This is a genomic window from Enterococcus camelliae, from assembly GCF_042685105.1.
Lineage (GTDB): Bacteria > Bacillota > Bacilli > Lactobacillales > Enterococcaceae > Enterococcus_G > Enterococcus_G camelliae.
In genome coordinates this window covers 119,891-139,731 of record NZ_JBHUMO010000039.1, presented here as the reverse complement: position 1 = coordinate 139,731, position 19,841 = coordinate 119,891, and the positions used below count along the sequence as shown (strand labels likewise).

General features: G+C 38.1%; 20 protein-coding genes. 2 read left to right on the top strand and 18 right to left on the bottom strand.

What is annotated here, in order from left to right; genetic code table 11:
- Window positions 1-10: 10 nt before the first annotated feature.
- The 11 genes from ftsZ to ACFSR0_RS06250 form a co-directional block, all read right to left on the bottom strand.
- Complete coding sequence (gene ftsZ, locus ACFSR0_RS06300) at window positions 11-1,249, bottom strand: cell division protein FtsZ (protein ID WP_379980987.1); 1,239 nt, start codon at window positions 1,247-1,249, stop codon at window positions 11-13.
- A gap of 18 nt (window positions 1,250-1,267) precedes the next feature.
- On the bottom strand, window positions 1,268-2,605 hold the full coding sequence (gene ftsA / locus ACFSR0_RS06295) for a cell division protein FtsA (protein WP_379980985.1): 1,338 nt from the start codon (window positions 2,603-2,605) through the stop codon (window positions 1,268-1,270).
- 160 nt (window positions 2,606-2,765) lie between these two features.
- The gene (locus tag ACFSR0_RS06290; protein ID WP_379980983.1) at window positions 2,766-3,770 is read right to left on the bottom strand and encodes a cell division protein FtsQ/DivIB; all 1,005 of its coding nucleotides are present in this window, start codon (window positions 3,768-3,770) and stop codon (window positions 2,766-2,768) included.
- A 53-nt stretch (window positions 3,771-3,823) separates the two neighbouring features.
- On the bottom strand, window positions 3,824-4,921 hold the full coding sequence (gene murG, locus ACFSR0_RS06285; protein WP_379980981.1) for an undecaprenyldiphospho-muramoylpentapeptide beta-N-acetylglucosaminyltransferase: 1,098 nt from the start codon (window positions 4,919-4,921) through the stop codon (window positions 3,824-3,826).
- Between the two features lie 19 nt (window positions 4,922-4,940).
- Window positions 4,941-6,299 carry a UDP-N-acetylmuramoyl-L-alanine--D-glutamate ligase gene (gene murD, locus ACFSR0_RS06280; RefSeq protein ID WP_379980979.1) on the bottom strand — a complete coding sequence of 453 codons (1,359 nt, stop codon included), beginning with the start codon at window positions 6,297-6,299 and terminating at the stop codon, window positions 4,941-4,943.
- 13 nt (window positions 6,300-6,312) lie between these two features.
- Complete coding sequence (gene mraY, locus ACFSR0_RS06275; protein WP_379980977.1) at window positions 6,313-7,275, bottom strand: phospho-N-acetylmuramoyl-pentapeptide-transferase; 963 nt, start codon at window positions 7,273-7,275, stop codon at window positions 6,313-6,315.
- 14 nt (window positions 7,276-7,289) lie between these two features.
- The gene (locus ACFSR0_RS06270) at window positions 7,290-9,515 is read right to left on the bottom strand and encodes a penicillin-binding transpeptidase domain-containing protein (RefSeq protein WP_379980975.1); all 2,226 of its coding nucleotides are present in this window, start codon (window positions 9,513-9,515) and stop codon (window positions 7,290-7,292) included.
- Window positions 9,516-9,920, bottom strand: a complete 405-nt coding sequence (ftsL, locus tag ACFSR0_RS06265) for a cell division protein FtsL (RefSeq protein WP_379980973.1) — start codon at window positions 9,918-9,920, stop codon at window positions 9,516-9,518.
- A gap of 3 nt (window positions 9,921-9,923) precedes the next feature.
- The gene (gene rsmH, locus ACFSR0_RS06260) at window positions 9,924-10,880 is read right to left on the bottom strand and encodes a 16S rRNA (cytosine(1402)-N(4))-methyltransferase RsmH (RefSeq protein WP_379980971.1); all 957 of its coding nucleotides are present in this window, start codon (window positions 10,878-10,880) and stop codon (window positions 9,924-9,926) included.
- Window positions 10,881-10,894: 14 nt separating this feature from the next.
- Window positions 10,895-11,326: a division/cell wall cluster transcriptional repressor MraZ gene (gene mraZ / locus ACFSR0_RS06255; protein ID WP_379980969.1), complete on the bottom strand. Its 432-nt coding sequence runs from the start codon at window positions 11,324-11,326 to the stop codon at window positions 10,895-10,897.
- Window positions 11,327-11,476: 150 nt separating this feature from the next.
- Window positions 11,477-11,848 (bottom strand): DUF3397 domain-containing protein, encoded by a 372-nt coding sequence (locus ACFSR0_RS06250; RefSeq protein WP_379980967.1) that lies wholly within the window; start codon window positions 11,846-11,848, stop codon window positions 11,477-11,479.
- Between the two features lie 109 nt (window positions 11,849-11,957).
- On the opposite strand from ACFSR0_RS06250, the gene ACFSR0_RS06245 reads away from it, so the two are divergent.
- Both ACFSR0_RS06245 and ACFSR0_RS06240 read left to right on the top strand, forming a co-directional pair.
- Window positions 11,958-12,914: a magnesium transporter CorA family protein gene (locus ACFSR0_RS06245; protein ID WP_379980965.1), complete on the top strand. Its 957-nt coding sequence runs from the start codon at window positions 11,958-11,960 to the stop codon at window positions 12,912-12,914.
- A gap of 76 nt (window positions 12,915-12,990) precedes the next feature.
- On the top strand, window positions 12,991-13,107 hold the full coding sequence (locus ACFSR0_RS06240) for a DUF4044 domain-containing protein (RefSeq protein WP_379980963.1): 117 nt from the start codon (window positions 12,991-12,993) through the stop codon (window positions 13,105-13,107).
- Between the two features lie 70 nt (window positions 13,108-13,177).
- Here ACFSR0_RS06240 and recN read toward each other — a convergent pair whose 3' ends face one another.
- From recN to ACFSR0_RS06205, 7 genes are all read right to left on the bottom strand, one after another.
- The gene (recN, locus tag ACFSR0_RS06235; RefSeq protein WP_379980961.1) at window positions 13,178-14,881 is read right to left on the bottom strand and encodes a DNA repair protein RecN; all 1,704 of its coding nucleotides are present in this window, start codon (window positions 14,879-14,881) and stop codon (window positions 13,178-13,180) included.
- A gap of 17 nt (window positions 14,882-14,898) precedes the next feature.
- Window positions 14,899-15,351, bottom strand: a complete 453-nt coding sequence (locus ACFSR0_RS06230; protein WP_379980959.1) for an arginine repressor — start codon at window positions 15,349-15,351, stop codon at window positions 14,899-14,901.
- A 269-nt stretch (window positions 15,352-15,620) separates the two neighbouring features.
- Window positions 15,621-16,436 carry a TlyA family RNA methyltransferase gene (locus ACFSR0_RS06225; RefSeq protein WP_379980957.1) on the bottom strand — a complete coding sequence of 272 codons (816 nt, stop codon included), beginning with the start codon at window positions 16,434-16,436 and terminating at the stop codon, window positions 15,621-15,623.
- 16 nt (window positions 16,437-16,452) lie between these two features.
- Window positions 16,453-17,325, bottom strand: a complete 873-nt coding sequence (locus ACFSR0_RS06220; protein ID WP_379980955.1) for a polyprenyl synthetase family protein — start codon at window positions 17,323-17,325, stop codon at window positions 16,453-16,455.
- Window positions 17,322-17,543: an exodeoxyribonuclease VII small subunit gene (locus ACFSR0_RS06215; protein WP_379980953.1), complete on the bottom strand. Its 222-nt coding sequence runs from the start codon at window positions 17,541-17,543 to the stop codon at window positions 17,322-17,324. Before ACFSR0_RS06215 ends, ACFSR0_RS06220 begins: the two co-directional genes overlap by 4 nt.
- Window positions 17,540-18,880, bottom strand: coding sequence for an exodeoxyribonuclease VII large subunit (gene xseA / locus ACFSR0_RS06210; protein ID WP_379980951.1), 1,341 nt, complete (start codon window positions 18,878-18,880; stop codon window positions 17,540-17,542). Before xseA ends, ACFSR0_RS06215 begins: the two co-directional genes overlap by 4 nt.
- Window positions 18,877-19,728, bottom strand: coding sequence for a bifunctional methylenetetrahydrofolate dehydrogenase/methenyltetrahydrofolate cyclohydrolase (locus ACFSR0_RS06205; protein ID WP_379980949.1), 852 nt, complete (start codon window positions 19,726-19,728; stop codon window positions 18,877-18,879). The genes xseA and ACFSR0_RS06205 overlap by 4 nt, the downstream gene beginning before the upstream one ends.
- Between the last annotated feature and the right edge of the window lie 113 nt (window positions 19,729-19,841).

Here is a 19,841-nt window from a genome sequence, read left to right as displayed (position 1 = left end):
TCTTCCTCCTCTATCTTTTACGACGGAAAAATGGTGGTGTGCTTAATTCGTCGTCCGAGTTTTTTTGTTCGTCACGCGAAAATGTATCAAATTCTTTTTTTTCAATAGTATCAAATTGTGTTTCATCAACCTTTGGACGAATGGTTTGTTCTTTACGAATGTCCCAATTGCCAAATGCGGTTTCTTCTTCATTTGAAGTTGGTTGGGCTTGATCCAACTCGATTGTTGGTTTTTGTGTTTTTGATTGGATCTGACTCGTTCTAGGAGAACGGGCAGATCGACTATCTTTTTTTGTTGGGTCAATACCCGTTGCAATGACTGTTACCCGAATTTCATCGCCCATATCTTCGTTAATAGATGTTCCTAAAATAATATTAACATCTCCACTTGCGGCACTTGCAACAATATCTGAAGCGTCTTGTGCTTCAAATAACGTCATATCCAATCCACCAGTGATATTTAGTAAGACTTGCTCTGCACCATCGATTGATGTTTCTAACAATGGGGAAGAGATAGCTTTCTTCGTTGCTTCAATTACACGTTCTTCTCCACTGGCAACCCCAATACCCATTAAAGCTGTTCCTTGGTTGGCCATCACTGTTTTCACATCTGCAAAGTCGAGATTCACATATCCAGGAGCAGTGATTAAATCAGATATCCCTTGAACACCTTGTCGCAATACATTATCAGCTTCACGGAATGCTTCTAACATCGGTGTCTTTTTGTCAACAACTTCCAATAAACGGTTGTTTGAAATAATTAGTAAGGTATCAACATTTTCCTTTAATTTCGCAATTCCTTCTGCTGCGAAACGACCACGTTTTGGTCCTTCAAAAGTAAATGGACGCGTAACAACACCCACCGTTAGCGCACCTAATTCTTTCGCAATGCTAGCTACGATTGGTGCAGCACCGGTTCCAGTTCCACCACCCATACCAGCAGTGATGAAGACCATATCAGCACCTTCTAAAGCTTCACGGATGAATTGTTCGCTTTCTTCCGCTGCTTTTTCACCAACTTCTGGTTGAGAACCCGCACCTAATCCTCTTGTGTATTTAGGGCCTAATTGGATGACTGTTTCTGCTTTTGAATTTTTAAGTGCTTGTACATCGGTATTAACTGCAATGAATTCGACACCTTTTACATTTTCTTCAATCATTCGATTGACGGCGTTACCACCGCCACCGCCTACACCGATTACTTTGATTACAGCGCCTTCGTTCACATTATTATCAATTGAAAATTCCATAATTTGCATTCCTCCTGCTTAATCAAAAATATTTGAGAAGAAACCTTTTACTTTGTCAGTAAAACTTCCTTCTGAATGAGATTCTTCTGATTCTTGGTACTCTTGTTCATCGGCTTCTTCATAAGAAGATGAAACCGTTTCTGAGGCTTGTCGGACGGGTGCTGTTTGATAGCTTTGGCTTGGTGCAACCGTTTCACCGGTAACAGCACTTTTAGCAATTCGATAAACATCGCTAACATTGGCCGCAAAATCAACCAAGCTAATCACATTTGTGAAAACCGGATTACGCAATCCCATATGACTTGGTACATATAATTTTACGGTTGTTCCAAAAATTTCTTGCGCCAATTCAACCACACCAGGCAGACTTGCTGCTCCACCAGTTAATACGACGCCACCAGGAAGTTCTAATACTTCAATGGAATCCAATACTTCTTTTGATTTACTAAAGATTTGTTCCATTCTTGCTTCAATGATTTCTGATAAATATTTTTCATTTACTTTCACGGGATCCATTTTTCCAATCACATCTACTGGAAATTCTTCTGCTTCCGATGTCCGATCAGGATAGGCGTCTCCATAGTTGATTTTTAACGCTTCTGCATTATTGAATGAGGTATTAAGAACCGTAGAGATATCTTTTGTTACAAACTCCCCACCCTCTTGATTGACATGTGTAAATTTTAACTGCTTATCATGCATAACTGCGGTCGTGGTTTGACCACCGCCAATGTCAATCACTGTTGTACCAAAGTCTTTTTCTCCGTCAGATAGAATCATTTCGGTCAAAGCCAGAGGTGTAATAATTAGTTCATCCAACACAAGTCCTGCATTAGCTACACATTTTTTTATATTGTGGACAATTGTCTTTGGCCCAGTATACAAAAGACCAAACATTTCCATGCGTACACCAATCATACCACGTGGATCCTTGATTCCTTCAAAACCATCCACTGTAAATTCTTGTGGAATAATTGCGACAATTTGTCTTTCAGGTGGAATCGAACGCACCAAAGCAGCGGAAGTCACATTTCGCACATCTTCATCCGTGATTTCTTTTGACTCACCATTAACGGCAATCATCCCTTGGCAATTTTCAACTTCTAATAAATTCGCCGGTAAACCAACACTTACATTACGAATTTGGATACCCGCTTTTTCTTCTGCCTGACCAATCGCACGATGAATCGCATTGACTGTTTTTTCGATGTCTACAACGATACCACGATTGATTCCTTCTGATTTAGCATTTCCTACGCCAATAATATTCATTTGGTTATCAATAAATTCAGCAACGACTACTTTTACTGATGATGTACCGATATCCAAGCCCACATAAATTCCTGATTTTGCCATGGATGGGATTCCCTCCTAATTGTATCTATATCTTATTCATTCAACCGCCAAATAAACTGGGATTTCTTTTCATTTCTACCAATTTTACCATATTTTATAGGCGATGATAAAGGCGTTAGGATAAATAATATGTAATATTTTATTCAAATAACTTTTTTAACTAATTATTCTCCTGGTTTTCATCTGAAGAGACCGATTCTTCACTAGAAGAAGTGGTTGAATCCTGTTCTTTTTCTTGATCCGAAGTGGAACTTTCATAAGGTGCGTAAAAAATGCCCACTTCCATATCAATAATTCCTTTATTGGTTAAATCTTTTGTAATTTGAGGATAGTATTTCATTTGGGTTGCCATATTGTCAATATTAACAATCACGGTATTCCCATCATTCATATATAAATGAAGAAGTTGCTTGTTTGCTTTTGTAGCTTCATAAGAAATTTGAGAAATGGCACTCTGTAAAGCACTGGATAATTTTTTATATTGAGTAATGGTCGCCAGAATCCACTGATGATCTGTAAATTTTTCTAAAATTACTTGTTGCTTGTTGGCATCTTTGTGTGTTTCTTCTAAAACTTTTCCATTTTCAAGAATTGGGTAGTAGGTACCATTTTTGGAAAGTTGTGCAATTTCTTTGTATTCTGTAACATGTATGTTCAATTCGTTTAGTCCACTCATTGATATTGCTACAGATTTAATACGAGGATTGCGAGTTTGAATCTTCGTTTTGGCTTGTTTTCTTTCTTGATATTGTTGAAAAAAGTTTTCATCTAATTGCAACTGTGAAGCGTTTAAAATATCCTGACTCGAAACCAACTGATTGCCAGTCACCTCGATTTTCGCCAATCGACTATAGGGGGAAATAAAGTAGCCACAGATTAATAATGGAATACACAGCACCCCAATAATAAGCGCCACTCGTCGAAACAATTGTTTGTTATGATAGGAATGCAGGTTAGGTAATTTATCCATAAACGACACGCGCTCACTCGTTCGTTCTAACTGAACATCTTCAACTGTCCCGTCTTCTTTTGATTGTTCTTGCGTCATTGTTTGTGCTTCAGTAGGCTGCTCGCTAGGTTTTTCTTCTGTAGCATTGGTCTGGCTTTTATCGCCAATTTTTTTTTGTTCAAGGTATCGTGCATGTTCTTCTTGCCATGGAGTCAACGCTTTTTCTTCAGATTGAGATTTTTTTTCCTTTTTGATAAGACTTCCTCCTCTCAATCCCGAGTAATTGATTTCGCCAACCGATACAAGCGTTCGGAAGCATTTGGGATTCCTTCAGATTTAGAGGCTTCTGCCATCGACTGACGAAGCACTTCATTGCTCATAATTTTATCAACTGCTTCAACAAGTGTCTGTGCATTCAATTCCGCATCTTTAATCATTTCAACTGCGCCAATCTGAACTAAGCTTTGAGCATTTTTTGTTTGGTGATCATTCGTTACATATGGACTCGGAATTAAAATAGCAGGCAATCCCAAGGCAGTGAATTCAGCAATTGAGGTTGCACCCGCCCGACCAATCAGCAAATCGCAATTTACCATAACTTCCGCCATTTGATTAATATAAGGTTGAATGCTTATATTCTTAAATGCGTCTTTTGTCATACCGATGGTTTCTTCAATTTCTTGGAAATACCTTTCCCCAGAAGCATATAATACTTGATAAGGTTTCTTCGAAAATTCAGGCAAAGCTTGAATCACAGCTTGATTAATTTTTAAGGCACCTTGACTTCCGCCGAAAATCAGGACAGTCGGAACAGCCACTTCTAAATTATATTGTTCCAATATTGCTGATTTTTGAATACCTACCATTTCTTGCGCCCTAGGGTTTCCTACCAATACTGTTTTTGATTTTGGAAAATAAGGTGCCGCATCTTGGAAGGCAATGGCAACGCGATCAACATATTTTGCCAGAAATTTATTGGTCATGCCTGGCACGCTATTTTGTTCATGAATGATTGTGGGAATATGTAGTTTTGCAGCTGCATAGACTACAGCGCCTGAGACATATCCGCCCGTTCCAATGACGATATCAGGTTTGAACTCTTTTACTATTTTCTTCGCTTGACGAATACTTTTCAAAAACAATTGAATTGTCTTAAGATTTTCAACTGAAAAACTTCTTTTAAATCCTTGAATTTCCAACGTTTTAAATGGAATTCCTAAAGGAGGAACAATTTTGTTTTCTAACCCTCTTTTAGCACCAACATACATAAATTCTGCGTTTGGGTCCATTTGTTTCACATATTTTACAAATGCCAAGGCCGGATAAATATGTCCTCCAGTTCCTCCACCAGTAACTAGTACTCTCATCTTTTTCTCTCATTTCTTCCTATTTTAACTGTTTCATTGCCTGAACAAAACGATCACCGCGCGTTTCAAAGTTGGGATATTGATCCCAGCTTGCATTCGCAGGAGATAATAAAATTGTGTCTCCTGGACTACTGATTGAAAAAGCGAGGGGTACAGCTGTCTCAACATTTTCGGTAAATTTAATTATCGGAATACCCGCCTTCTGTGCAGCATCCGCTAACTTTTCTTTGGTTTGTCCAAATAAAAGGATGGCTTTCACATCTGTCAAAGCTGGAATTAATTCATCAAATGTATTTCCACGATCTAATCCACCTGCTAATAAAATTAAGTTTTGATGTTGAAATCCGCCAAGTGCCATTTTAGTGGCTAAGATGTTTGTTGCTTTAGAATCATTGAAAAAGCGAACGTCTTGGACTGTTCCAACATATTGCGTACGATGGGGCACCCCGGTAAATTGGCTTAATGCGGCTTTAATTATCGCTGGATGAACCTTCTTCAAACTTGCGACGGCAATCGCCGCCAGCGCATTTTCAATATTATGTTGCCCTGGGACACCCAGTTCCTCTGCTAGCATAATGAACTGATCCTTGAAAAATAATTTGCCATCTTTTTCGTATGCACCTGGTACCTCAGATTCCGTACTAAAAGGGATGACGGTTGCTTTTGTTTGTTGGGCCAATGTTTGCAATTCTTTTTGATTCCAATTGACAACCAAGTAGTCAGCAGCTGACATATTTTGTTGGATATGCCATTTTGCTTTGACATATTCTTTTCTGCTTCCATGGTAATCAATATGTGCTTCATAAATATTCGTAATGACCGCAATCTCTGGATGAAATGTTGTGATACCCATCAATTGAAAACTTGAAAGTTCCATGATTAATTCATCATTCGGACCGGCTTCCTGGGCAACTGTACTAGCTGGGAACCCAATATTTCCAGCTAACCGTGCAACCCCTGTTGTCATGGATTGATTCAATATGTGTTCAATCATTGTGGTTGTTGTCGTTTTCCCATTTGTACCAGTAATACCAATAATCGGTGCTTCTGATATTTCATAAGCCAATTCCACTTCTGTTAGAATGGGAATGTTGCGTTCCAATGCTTTTTGGACAAACGGATGTGAATATGGAATGCCCGGGTTCTTAACAATCAGTGCGAAATCTTCATCTAAAAGCTCCAATGGATGACTACCAGTGATGACCTTTATGCCTTCTGATAACAATTCTTGCGCATCTTTATTTTCTTCAAAAACTTTGCCATCATTAACGGTAACAAGTGCGCCCAAATGATGAAGCAATTTGGCCGCACTAAATCCGCTTTTCGCTAATCCTAGCACTAAGACTTTTTGATTTTCGTAAGTTGTAATGTTTTTCATGTTTCATCGTCTCCTATAAGATAATCCATAGCGTTAGCATAGAACAAATCAAGCCAATTGTCCAAAAGACGCCATTTATTTTCCATTCTGACCAACCAAGCATTTCAAAATGGTGATGGATGGGGGACATTTTAAACAATCGCTTCCCAGTTGACTTGAAATATCCTACTTGTAAAATAACGCTTAGTGTCTCACATACATAGACAAAACCAATCAATAATAAGGACCACTCTTGATGCAACAAAATGGAAACAGCAGCCAAAATCCCACCTAATGATAATGCACCTACGTCACCCATAAATATTTTGGCAGGTTTATGATTATAGACAAAGAAACCAACTAATCCACCGATAATACTCAAACATAAAATGAGTACATCAATTTGGTTTTGATGGTATGCAATTATTGCATACGTAGCAAAGGAAATCGTGCCTAAGCCCGCTACCAATCCATCAATGCCATCTGCCAAATTGACTGCATTTGAAAAACCAACTAACCAAATAATGACAAATAGACCATAAAAATAAGTTAAATGAATGGTTTGACCAAATATATTTAGTTGATTGTCATTGCCATCATATAAATAAACCCCATAAAAAACGAGTGCCCCTACGATTTGGCCAATCAGTTTCTGGATTGAATTTAATCCCATGTTTCTTTTTTTGAAAATTTTGATAAAATCATCAAAAAAACCAATAAATCCATATAATGCGAGAATAAACAATAAAATTGTTAGTGTGGTTGTGAGTTGTTTTTGCCAAGCACCGACCCACAGTGATGTGATTACAGCGGCTAATAGGAAGACGACCCCGCCCATTGTCGGAGTACCGGCCTTTTTCTGATGCCACTTCGGTCCTTCCTCTCTTATTTCTTGTCCATATTTTTTCATTTGAAAATAACCAATAAACAGTGGCATAAAAGCCACTGTAATACCAAAACCACTTGCTAATGGTAAAAACATCTTTTCCCAATCCATTTTCTGCACTCCTATTACTGATTTTCTTTTAAAACGACCGTCAATTTTTGTTTTCCTACTGTTGAATATGCTTCAATATTTTGTGAGGTTGCATAACCTTCTCCCTCAAATTTCACATCAATCTTTAATAAGTCGGTCAATTTCAGGATATCCGTTTTTGACCAACCAGTAATATCTGGCATAGTTACGGCATCATCATTTGTTAACAACAATAATTTTTCACCAGCTAATACGGTTTTGCCTGCTTCAATAGATTGACTCTTTACTTTTGAGCCTTCTCCCAGAACGATTGGATCCAATCCACTTTTTTGAGCTGCAGTAGCCGCAGTTGTAGTTGCTAAGTTTCGATAATCATCAATTTTAATTTTTTCTGTTGATGGTTCTGTCGAAGAGCCATCAGTTGTTGCGTCGGAACTTGTTAAATCCATTGCTCGTTTCAAGATAGCATTGGTAATGTCCGACAATGCGTTGTAATCATATTTTTTGGGTTGTTTAATGGTTAGATAAAAAATATATTCAGGATTTTCCGATGGAACCATTGAAACAGCCGAATAGATATAATCATTTTCACCTTTTAAGTACGTGCCATTCTCAGATATTTGAGCAGTCCCTGTTTTGACACTTACGTGGTAGCCGGGCACATTGTATTTCCCATAAGCAATTCCGTACTCTTCGTTTTCAGTGGTATCACGCATATATTCTCTAACTTGTTTGGTTGCTTCCTCCGTTACCGGATTTCCAACAACCTCTGGCTCCATCACTGTCACCTTATTGGTATTTGGGTTGACAATTTTGGTGATATATTGTGGTTTCAACATTTTACCATTATTTGCAATGGCCGTGAAGGCTTGCATCATTTGAAAATTCGTCACACCAATACTTTGACCAAACGCACTCATCGCTGTATCCACAATATTTGTTGAAGGCAATGTTCCAGCACTCTCATTCACCAGACCAGAATAGGTACTTTGACCAAACCCAAATTTCTTCAAATATTGACGCCAAGCATCCGGCATTTTTTGCTCTAAAATGACCATCCCTTTATTACTTGACCATGAGAGTGCTTGTCGCATAGTCAACATTCCTTTTTCACCGTGATCCCAATCATCTATCGTTGCATCTGCAATTTCAATTTTCCCACCTTGATACGTTTCATTCGGATCATAAACCCCTTGTGTAATCGCAGCGGCGGTTGTCATAATTTTCATTGTAGAACCAGGTTCGTATGGCTCCTCCACAAGTGTATTGGCCCAATTAAAGTTCGGATCGTATTCCGTTCCTAGACCTTTTTTAGTTTCTGGGTCAAATGATGGTTGCTGGTCCATCGCCAATATTTCACCCGTGTCGGCTTTTACAAGCATGGCCGTCATCGTTTTTGCTTCTAGTTTTTCATAGTATTCTTTCATATATTTTTCTAGATAAACTTGCAAGCGACTATCTAAGGTTGTATAAATATCTTTGCCATCTTTGGCAGCCACCGTCTCTGACACCGTTCCTGGTAATGGATTTTGATAATTATCACGTTGGTAGACAATCTTTCCGTTGGTCCCTTTGAGAATATCGTCATAGGCTGCCTCAATTCCCATTTTCCCGACTAATTCTTTTTCGCCGGATTTGTTTTCCTCTAAATCTGTATACCCAATTAGGTGAGAAGCGAATTCGCCATTTGGATACATTCTTGCTTGATTGTCATTAAAATAAATTCCTACAAGATCTTCATTCTTTAAATCCGTCTCAATTGCCGTCCGTTGCTTTAAGGTTAAATTCTTTGCTTGACTGAATTCGACAAGCCAAAGGTTATCTTTTGCCCCATTTTCCAAAGCTGATAGTGCTTTTTTCTTGTCAAATCCACTAATTTCTTTTGCTAGAATAGCAACCAATTTCTCAAAATCTTTTTTCTGAGCGTATAATTTTTTATTGCCACTAGTATACGTTTTTGATAAGGTTGCATAGGCTGAATAGGACGTCGCGTCCTCCGCTATAGCAATCCCATTGCGATCATAGATTGTTCCCCGTTTGGCTTTGACAATTTTGCTTCCTTGATATAGTTGTTTGGTCTTATCTTCCAATGATACATTGGCAACTTCTCCAATAACCACAATTTTTGTTAGTTGGATAACAAATAAAAAGAACATCACAAACGTCATGGAAAATAGAATAATTCCCACGATTTTGCGATTGTTCTTTGGTGACTTGTTTTTCTTATTGAAATATCGCTTCGTTTTTTCCTTCAGACTCATTTACTTCACATTCCTTAAATTATCCTCTTTGATTGACAATCCTTCTTTTTCAGCGATTTTCTGAATTCTATCTGTTTTAGAAAGTTCATTTTTTTCTTGTTGTAAATCGGCCTTTGTCGTATTTGCATCATCAATTTCATTTTGAATCGTCGTTATTGAGTTTTCGACAGAACTGATTTGGGTTCTTAAACTAATCGCCAAGAGTCCAAGAGCAATTGCTCCAAAAATAACGAAAAAAATCAACCATTTCTCTAACCGACTTAATTTAGCTATTTTTGTAATAGGAGAAGTAGGGACTTTGATGATTTCAGGACGTTGTGTTTGTTCAAATACTACCTGTTGATTAGACTGAAAATCTGTCTCATAAGGATGAATTTGTACATCTTTCATTTTTAGCTCAGCCATATTCTACCCCTCCCCTTCCTTTATTTTTTCAGCAATTCTTAGTTTCGCACTCCGAGAACGATTGTTTTCCTCTAATTCAGCATCACTAGACAGAATTGGTTTACGATTTACAATTTTTAAAATAGGTTGATATTCTTCTGGAATAATTGGCAAGCCAGGAGGTAATTCCTTGATTTGACTATATTCTTTAAAAATATTCTTCACCAAACGATCTTCGAGAGAATGAAAAGTGATGACACTAATTCGACCACCGACATGAATCAGTTCAATTGCTTGTTCTAACGATTCTTCAATCGCACCCAATTCGTCATTGACCGCAATCCGAATCGCTTGAAAAATCCGTTTGGCCGGATGTCCACCCTTTCTCCGTGCTGGCGCTGGGATACCCGTTTTGATAATCTCAACTAATTCTCCTGTAGTAGCAATAGGTTGATTCGCACGCACACGTTCAATTTCTCGCGCAATTTGCTTTGAAAATCTTTCTTCTCCATAGCGGAAGAAGACTTTCACAAGCTCATTATAGGAATAATTGTTCACTAACTCATAGGCGGAAAATGTGGCAGATTGATCCATGCGCATATCCAAAGGGGCATCTTGATGATAGCTAAAACCACGATCTGCCTCATCTAACTGTGGTGAGGAAACGCCTAAATCATAGAGTATGCCATCTACTTTCGTTACTCCTAATTTTGCTAGTTCATTTTTTAGATTTCGAAAATTACTTTTTACAAATGTGACTTGACCTTTTTCGACATAGGCTTGTAGACGAAGTTTGGCAAAATCCAGGGCTTTTTGATCTTGATCGAAAGCAAATAAATGTCCATCTGGTCCTAGCAAACTAAGAAGGTATTCACTATGACCTGCTCCTCCCAGAGTACAATCCACATAAACACCATTCGGTTTAATTGCTAATCCTTCTACTGTTTCTTTTTTCATAACCGTATAGTGTTGAAATTCCACTTAGCTTCCTCTTTCTACAATCCAAAATCAATCATGGTTTCTGCTATTTCATCAAAGTTTTCTTCAGCTTCTTCCGAAAAAGCTTGCCATTTTTCTTCATCCCAAATTTCAATACGATTAGCAACACCAATAATGACACAAGCTTTCGTCAAATGTGCATGTTCACGTAAGGTATTTGGAATGTTTATTCTTCCTTGCTTGTCAATTTCACATTCAGTGGCTGCCGAATAGAAAAAGCGAACAAATGTCCGGGCATCTTTTTTGGCAAGGGGCATCTCACTTAACTTCGTCTCAAGTTGATTCCATTCATCCAAAGGGTAGCCAAATAAGCAACCATCCAGTCCCCTAGTTACTACAAACTTTTCACCAAGTTGTTCACGTAACTTTGCTGGGACAATCAGGCGACCTTTCGCGTCAATTGAATGTTGAAATTCACCCATTAACATGGCTAATAACCCCTATCCTCCACTTAATAAATAAAGTCTACCACAATCCCCCACTTTCTACCACATTTTCTCTGAAAAGTTAAGATTTTTTTTGACTTGTTTTTACCAAATAGTTTTTGGGGCTGTTTTTACTAAATTCCCTTGTGCATATTAAGAAAAATACGCGAGGAGATTCCAACAAAGCAAGATTGCATAAAGGAAAATTGTTAATAAAAAAACCATTCGCCAATACATCTTAAATAACCGACCATAATGAATGTCATCAAAAAAGTAAGCATGAACCAACGCTAATCCCATTCCTAATAAAATAATCGAAATGAAATAATACGCCAATACACTTCTACCTAGTGCTGCGATTGAAAAAAAATGAAGGCCAATCATTAAAAATGGTGTAGCAACGTCAGGAGTTTTTAATTGATACTTTTGTTTCAAATGAAAGAAGGAAACAATGAATTGTGAGCCAAATATTGCTATAATAGGGTAAACGTACCAAATTATAAGATTTAATTGAAAAGGTTGCATGTACTTCGGTCCTTTCTATACATTAGGTATACTATACTTCATTTTGTTTACATAAATGTTTCATTTTGTTAAATTTTAAAAATATTTCATTCATTAGCGGGAGGTTGCTATGATTCACTACTATTCTTTTATTCACGATCAGCTTGAAAAACAGCCAAAAGACAGTAAAAATGTCCAATGGATTCATATTGAAAGTCCAAATGCAGATGAATTAACGGACTTGTCTTCTTCCTATCATTTGCCGATGGACTATTTAACTGCTGTGCTCGATGACGCTGAAAATTCTCGCTACGAAGGATTAGAGCAAAGTGTATTTGAACGAGCGGCATTGCTCTTACTGCAATACCCACATGCACTTGTCAGTCCGAATGGGTACCCACAATATGAAACGTATCCACTAGCCATTATCTTTACTCCAGAGAGAAAAGTATTAACAGTCTCAAAATACCCACCGATTTTTTTTGACGAGCTTCCAGAAATTCATTTCCATCAGAATGATATGTCCATCGAAATGAATTTGGTTCTTCAAATACTATGGAAACTTGTTTTATCATTTAATCAATATTTAAAAAAAATTAAACACCAACTGGCGGTTCTCGAGGGGCAAATTAAAGTGTCAACAGAAAATAAGCAATTGTATCAAATGCTTGATATTCAAAAAAGTTTGGTATTGATTGAATCCGCCACAAAAAATAATTTAGTCACGCTTGAACACTTCTCTGAAATTTCGTTGTTAAAAAGAAATCATGCCATTCATAACCATTTGCAAGATGTATTGATTGAAACAAAACAAGCAGTCACCTCAGCCAGTATTCACTTGCGATTAGTTAGCCAAATCACAGATACGTTCTCTGCGATTGTTTCAAACAATTTGAACAATGTCATGAAAATCTTAACTTCCTTGACTTTGGTCCTGACGATTCCAACTATTATTGGCGGTATCTATGGCATGAACGTTTCTTTACCCTTTGCCCAGTCCAAAGGTGCCTTCTGGTTAATTGCAATTGGAACGATTCTACTATGTGTAGGCGCAATTCGGTATTTAAAAAAGAAAAATCTTTTGTAATTCTAGCTATGTGACTTGAGTTATCGAATAGAAGGTTGTAAAATGTTCCTAATGACTAGAAAAAAGGATGAACAATATGAGTGAGAAAAAAAAGAAAAGTAGGTTTGCGAAAGTAACCATGGTGGTTGTTTGGACAATGCTTATATTAACAATCGGCTCGATTGTGTTGGGTGCGATTACCAGTATTCGCTAAAAAAGAGAAGAAGCTGAAACGATGATGACAAAATCGTTTCAGCTTTTTATTACCCTGTTTATCCAATCTACTACACATCATTTGACTTTTTTAATCGGTCCTTCTTGGCTAACTGTATTAATTCAGCAGCATGTTTTTTGGTTAATGCAGTCACTTCAGCTCCTGCTAGCATACGTGCAATTTCATTAATACGTTCAGAATTGGTCAGTTCGACGACCGTTGTTTTGGTACGGTTATTTTGGACGGTTTTGGAAATAAAGTACTGATAATCAGCAAAAGCTGCGACTTGGGGCAAATGCGTGATGCACAAAACCTGAGAGCGTCTGCCAATTTGAGAGATTTTTTCGGCTATTGCTTGGGCAACACGCCCACTCACCCCACTATCCACTTCATCGAACACAATGCTCGTTAGTCCTTGGCTGGAAGAAAAAACGGTTTTCAAAGCAAGCAAAATCCGTGAAATTTCTCCCCCACTCGCCACTTTTTCCAATGGTCGCAATGGTTCACCAGGATTCGCAGATAAAAAGAATTGTATTTCATCTTTTCCTCGTTCATCGTACCCATGAGCAATAGTGTCAAAATGAATTTCAAATTGCGTATGTTCCATATATAATTCTCGTAATTCATTGATAATTGCTTTTTCTAGGCGATGAGCAATTTTTTTTCGGTAATCATGCAATTGATCAGCTTTTTTAGCCACCATTTTTCCTTTTTCTTCTAACAGTGATTCCAATTGATCTAATTGACTATCCAATCGATTCGTTTCTAATAATTCGAGTGAGATTTGCTCATAATAAGCCAATATGTATTCGACGGAGTCTCCATATTTTCTTTTTAGTTGATGTATGGTTTCAAGTCGATCCTCGATTTGACGGAGATGTTGGTCATCAAACTCGAGTAAATCAGTTTGTCGTGACAAATCGACTGCGATATCTTGTAATTGATAATAGACCGTTGTCAATGACTCCGAGAGGGTTTCATATTCCTTTGCAAAGGAAGCGACACTCGCTAATTCATTTTTTGCTAGACCTAAATTATCTAAAATGCCATGATCGTCCGCAGTAATTAATTGATGAACGCTGACAAACGCATCCAAAATTTTTTGAAAATTAAGTAGTTTATCACGCTCTTCATTTAAGGCTTCCTCTTGACCAGATTGCAACTCAGCTTTTTCAATTTCGTCTACCTGAAAACGGAGCATATCCATGCGTTGTACATAGGACTGTTCATTTTTCTTTCGGTCGTTGACGGTTTTTTCAAGTGATTTCCATTCATGAAAGAGGACTACATACTCGCGCAAAGCATTTTTAAATTCATCACTGCCAAATTCGTCTAGTAATCGTTGATGTTGATCAGCTTGCAAAAGAGATTGATGTTCATTTTGTCCTTGAATATCTACCAAGAAATGACCAATTCTTTTTAAATTGGCCAATGTCATGACCTGCCCGTTCACCCGGCAAATTGATTTTCCATTTATAGAAATATCCCGTTGAACGACCAAATAGTCTTCCTCTTGATCAACTAGCAATTCTTGCATCAATGTGAAAAATTGTGGATTGGTTGGCCAATCAAATACGCCTTCCAAATGACAACGTTTCGCTCCTTGACGAATGACTTCAGTTGAAGCACGACTACCGGCCAAAAGACCCAATGCGTCAATAATTATGGATTTACCGGCGCCAGTCTCACCAGTTAGCGTTGTCATTCCTTCATGAAACGAAAGCGACAAGGACTCAATAATTGCGAAATTTTCAATTCTCATTTCAACTAACATCGACTCATCATCCTCATTTACTGTTCATATTGTTTTAACCAAGTAAATAGTTCATCACAAGCTACTTCTGAATTTGAAATCATTAAGACTTTGTCATCATCTGTTAAAATACCGAATAATGCATGGGAATATTGTTGATCAATTAGCGGAGCAACCGCTACCGCATTTCCAGGAATTGTTTGTAACAGAACAAATTTGTCCATTTTCTTGACATGAATAAATGCATTTTTTAACAATTTATCTAATTTCATCGCTTGCTCTTCTTCATTCTGTGCGGGTAAACTATAACGATAGCCTCCCAATTCTGAAGGGACTTTTACTAAATTTAATTCTTTTATATCTCTTGAGATTGTTGCTTGAGTCACTCGAATGCCACGTTCTTCTAAAACTTCGACAAATTGTTCCTGTTTTTGAATATCCATTTCTAGTAACAAACGCGCAATCAAACGATGTCGTTCTTTTTTTTTCATTCTCGTCCCTCCTTCTATTTCTCACCTATGATAGCGTATTTTTTGCACAATGAAAAGTGCTTTCGCAATCCCTGACAGAAAACTAATTTTCTAAAACAAAAGAAAAAGAGCCTTGACACAAATTTGAACAAGACAAATTTCCTCAAGCAATAGATCTAAAATCACTTCCATTCGACGGATTTATACTGGACCCAACAGAATCAAAGAAGCAATTCATCTAATAACGTAGTGGCACAATTATCTGTTGCAAATTCATATCTTAGCTTTTTTTATGTTAATTGTTCGTGTGCGTTCTTTACCGTATCTTCAATTGCTACAATGCTCGCTACTTCACCCAATTTATCCGATTTTTTCAGGTGAATCAGGAATTCAATATTCCCCTCGCCACCTGTGATTGGTGAATAAGAAAGATTTTGCACATCAAATCGCTCTTTCCTTGCAAAATCCACAATCATTTCGATAACAGCTTGATGCGTCGCTGGGTTACGGACGATTCCATGTTTGCCAACTGCCTCACGCCCTGCCTCAAATTGGGGCTTGATTAAGGCCATTACTTCTCCGCCATCCATCAGTATTTGGTGCAAGGTTGGTAAAATCAACTTCAACGAAATAAAAGAAACATCAATTGTGGCTACTTCAGGCGTACCAAACTGAAAATCAGCGGATGTTGCATAACGAAAATTCATGCGCTCCATTACTACCACTCGCTCATCTTGTCGTAACTTCCAAGCCAATTGATTGTATCCAACATCCAATGCATAGCTTAGCAGTGCGCCATTTTGCAAGGCAACATCTGTAAACCCACCTGTTGAGGCCCCAATGTCTACTAATCGTTTTCCCTTAACTGAAAAATCAAATAACTTCAGTGCCTTTTCTAACTTTAACCCACCTCGCGAAACATAAGGCAATTTCTTTCCTTTAATTTCTAAGGCTGTTTGATAATCAATTTTTTCACCAGGTTTATCGAGTCGTTCTTTGTTTATTTCTTTATAGACTAATCCTGCCATAATTCCTCGTTTGGCCTGTTCTCGCGTATCAAATAATCCTTGTTGAACAGCTAAAACATCTACCCGTTCTTTTTTCATCATTTTCCTCTTTCTATTATAAGGTAAACTTATCCATAATTGCTGCTAGTGCTTGCGTTTGATAGCCATTTTCAGCGAACAGTTGCAGGATATTGTGCGCTTCTCTCAATTGGTTTGCTAGTTCGATTTTCGCTTCATCTATCCCAAGCAATTGCGGATAGGTACTTTTTTGCAAATCATTGTCTCGGTGAGCTGTTTTCCCCAATTCTTCAGTTGTTGAAAGGACGTCTAGTAAATCATCTCTAATTTGAAATGCTAAGCCTAGCTTTCTCGCAAATAAATCAAGTCGTGCTTGCTCTTCTTGTGAAGCCCCTCCAATGATTCCCCCAGCCAAAACAGCAAAACGAATCAGTTCTCCTGTTTTACGTGCATGAATCCATTGTAACTCTTCCAATGGCAATTGTTTTCCTTCTGCTTGAATATCTGCCGCCTGTCCAGCGACCATTCCTAAGGTTCCAGCTGTTTGAGCAAGTAATTTGAGACAAGTAACCTTTCTCTCATTATCCAATGGTGCTTGGCTTAATACTTGAAAAGCCAACGTTAGGAGACCATCCCCAGCTAGAATCGCGAGTGCCTCTCCAAACACTTTATGATTCGTTGGTTTCCCTCTTCGTAAGTCATCATTATCCATAGCTGGTAGGTCATCATGAATCAATGAATACGTATGAATCAGTTCAATTGCGGCTGCAACTTGAACCACCGACGAATCAATCGTCTCTTGGTACAACGAATAACTTGCTGCAAGAAGAAGTGGTCGAATTCTCTTGCCCCCAGCATGGATGGAGTAACGCATGCTTTCTGCCAAACGTTCGTCATTGGTTTGTTCAATAATTGCCGTATCCATTGCTCGTTCAACCGCGTCTAAAAAAGGTTGTTGCTTGAATTTCATTGTTTTTCATCCTCTTCAAAAGGTTGCTCTTCCTCATTATCCGTCATCAGCTTGGTTAACGTTTTTTCAGCTTTTTCCAATGTTTCTTTGCATTGTTTGCTCAATACCATTCCTTGTTGAAAAACAGCAAGAGCTTCTTCCAATGGCACATCCCCTTGTTCTAAACGTGATACAATTTTTTCTAATTCCGCAAGTGATTCCTCAAATGTTGCTGTCATTGTTTTTCCTCCTTATGAATTGCCGCTACTTTTGTTTGGACAATCCCATCGTTAAGATGAATGGTCAATTCCTCATTAATAGAGATGCTTGTCACAGACTGAACAATATCTTTTCCCTTTGATACATAGCTGTAACCTCGATTCATAATCTTCAACGGACTGACTAAATCAAGTGATTGAATGGCATGATTGTATTTTTGATCTGCCAATGTAAATAGTTGATTCATTGCTTTTTTTAATCGTTCATCCAAATAGTTTTGCTGTTGCAATTCTCGTTCGTACACTCGCATTAAGGGTTGGTAAGAAAGTCGTTGCATCAACGTTGTTGCAACTTGTTGTTTTGAAAAAAACACTTGTTGCATTTGCTGGATTAGGCGTTGAGAAAGGATATCTAATTGTTGCGATTTCGATTCGTACAAACGCCCTGGTTGACGAAAAACGTAAGAGTGGCTTGCTTTCTCATACCGTTGTTTTTGTTTTTCTAACTGGTAAAGAAATGCTTGCTGTAGTCTCATTTTCATTTCATCTAGTTTCAGTAATTCTTGACTTAATACAGGAACTGCCAATTCAGCCGCAGCAGTTGGCGTTGCTGCACGCACATCAGCCACCAAATCTGCAATGGTTGTATCTGTTTCGTGACCTACAGAAGAAATAATTGGTGTTTTTGCCATCGCGATAGCTCTAGCAACTTGTTCGTCATTAAACGGCCACAAATCTTCAATTGATCCACCACCACGACCAATAATCATCGTGTCAAAATGCCCATCAGCTTCCACGCGCTGAATATTCCTAGTGATATCTGCAGCCGCCTTTTCTCCTTGGACCACTGTTGGATAAAGGACGAGCTGTACGATTGGGTAACGACGTCGAACAGTTGTAATGATGTCCCGAATAACTGCTCCACTTGGCGAAGTGAGAATGGCAATTCTTTTAGGAAATTTGGGTAATTCTTTTTTGGCTAGTTGAAAGAGACCTTCCTTACTTAGTTTTTCTTTCAGTTGTTCGTATGCCTTATAGAGTGCTCCAATGCCATCTGGTTCCATATGGTCGATATATAATTGATAATTGCCACTTGTTTCGAATAATGAAATGCGGCCAATCACTAAGACTTTCATTCCTTCTTCAGGTTGAAAAGTTAGCTTTTGAAACGCACCTTTAAACATCACTGCCGAAATTTTTGCATGTTCATCTTTTAAACTAAAGTATTGATGATTAGGTCTCAGTCGAAAATTTGAAATTTCTCCTGTTAAATAAACCCTTTCTAAATAAGGGTCCGCTTCAAATTTTCTCTTCAAGTAGGCGGTAATTGCTGTAATGCTTAAATATTGTTCACTCACCTTGCATTCTCCTGCCTTTTGGCTGCTTCATAAGTCTGAATCATTAGCATAGTAATTGTCATAGGTCCAACTCCTTTTGGAACTGGAGTGATATAAGAAGTCAATGGTGCAACTTCCTCGAAGTCAACATCGCCTACCAATTTGCCATTTTCATCACGATTCATCCCCACATCAATTACTACTGCGCCAGGTTTCACGTATTCTTTGGTAATGAACTTCCCGCGACCAATAGCCACCACTAAGATGTCTGCCGTTTTGGCTAATTCAGCTAAATGTTTCGTACGAGAATGGGCAATTGTAACCGTCGCATGTCGTGCTAAGACTAGTTGCGCCATTGGTTTACCGACAATATTGCTCCGCCCAATCACGACCACTTTTTTCCCTTCCAATTGAATATGGTATTCATCAAGCATCTTCATAATGCCATAAGGGGTGCAAGGAATCATCTCTGGCTTGCCGAGAAATAGTTTTCCTAAGTTTAAAGGATGAAAGCCATCCACATCTTTTTCAGGACTAATGGCGTTCAATATTTTTTCTTCATCAATGTGCTTTGGAAGCGGTAATTGCACAAGAATCCCATGAAAAGCCGGATCAACGTTATACTGAGTGATTCTTTCCAACAACGCTTTCTCCGAAATTGCTGCAGGTAAACGATCAACTTTTGAATGGATACCAATTCGTTTAGCAGCCAATTCCTTGTTACGCACGTAAGTCTGGCTAGCAGCATTCTCTCCGACTAACAAAACGACTAAACCTGGTGGCGTCCGCAACGAATCATTCGCTATTTGTTCCTTTAATTCATTTTGTAATCTATCTGCTAATCTTTTCCCATCAATAATTGTTGTCATAAAACTGCCACACCCCTTTATTTTTTCTTATTTTACCATAGTCAAAGTTGAGTGAGTAGCATTGACCAAGATGTTTTCTGCTTTTCCATGAATTCCACCATCACGAAAAAGAA

Coding starts and splice junctions, on each gene's coding strand:
- ACFSR0_RS06215 (WP_379980953.1), bottom strand. CDS start 17,543: ATGACAGCAACATTTGAGGAATCACTTGCGGAATTAGAAAAAATTGTA.
- ACFSR0_RS06230 (WP_379980959.1), bottom strand. CDS start 15,351: ATGAAAAAAAAAGAACGACATCGTTTGATTGCGCGTTTGTTACTAGAA.
- ACFSR0_RS06270 (WP_379980975.1), bottom strand. CDS start 9,515: ATGAGTCTGAAGGAAAAAACGAAGCGATATTTCAATAAGAAAAACAAG.
- ACFSR0_RS06250 (WP_379980967.1), bottom strand. CDS start 11,848: ATGCAACCTTTTCAATTAAATCTTATAATTTGGTACGTTTACCCTATT.
- murG (WP_379980981.1), bottom strand. CDS start 4,921: ATGAGAGTACTAGTTACTGGTGGAGGAACTGGAGGACATATTTATCCG.
- murD (WP_379980979.1), bottom strand. CDS start 6,299: ATGAAAAACATTACAACTTACGAAAATCAAAAAGTCTTAGTGCTAGGA.
- recN (WP_379980961.1), bottom strand. CDS start 14,881: ATGTTAGTTGAAATGAGAATTGAAAATTTCGCAATTATTGAGTCCTTG.
- ACFSR0_RS06225 (WP_379980957.1), bottom strand. CDS start 16,436: ATGAAAAAAGAACGGGTAGATGTTTTAGCTGTTCAACAAGGATTATTT.
- ACFSR0_RS06220 (WP_379980955.1), bottom strand. CDS start 17,325: ATGAAATTCAAGCAACAACCTTTTTTAGACGCGGTTGAACGAGCAATG.
- mraZ (WP_379980969.1), bottom strand. CDS start 11,326: ATGTTAATGGGTGAATTTCAACATTCAATTGACGCGAAAGGTCGCCTG.
- ftsZ (WP_379980987.1), bottom strand. CDS start 1,249: ATGGAATTTTCAATTGATAATAATGTGAACGAAGGCGCTGTAATCAAA.
- ftsL (WP_379980973.1), bottom strand. CDS start 9,920: ATGGCTGAGCTAAAAATGAAAGATGTACAAATTCATCCTTATGAGACA.
- mraY (WP_379980977.1), bottom strand. CDS start 7,275: ATGGATTGGGAAAAGATGTTTTTACCATTAGCAAGTGGTTTTGGTATT.
- ACFSR0_RS06205 (WP_379980949.1), bottom strand. CDS start 19,728: ATGACAACAATTATTGATGGGAAAAGATTAGCAGATAGATTACAAAAT.
- ftsA (WP_379980985.1), bottom strand. CDS start 2,605: ATGGCAAAATCAGGAATTTATGTGGGCTTGGATATCGGTACATCATCA.
- ACFSR0_RS06240 (WP_379980963.1), top strand. CDS start 12,991: ATGAGTGAGAAAAAAAAGAAAAGTAGGTTTGCGAAAGTAACCATGGTG.
- ACFSR0_RS06245 (WP_379980965.1), top strand. CDS start 11,958: ATGATTCACTACTATTCTTTTATTCACGATCAGCTTGAAAAACAGCCA.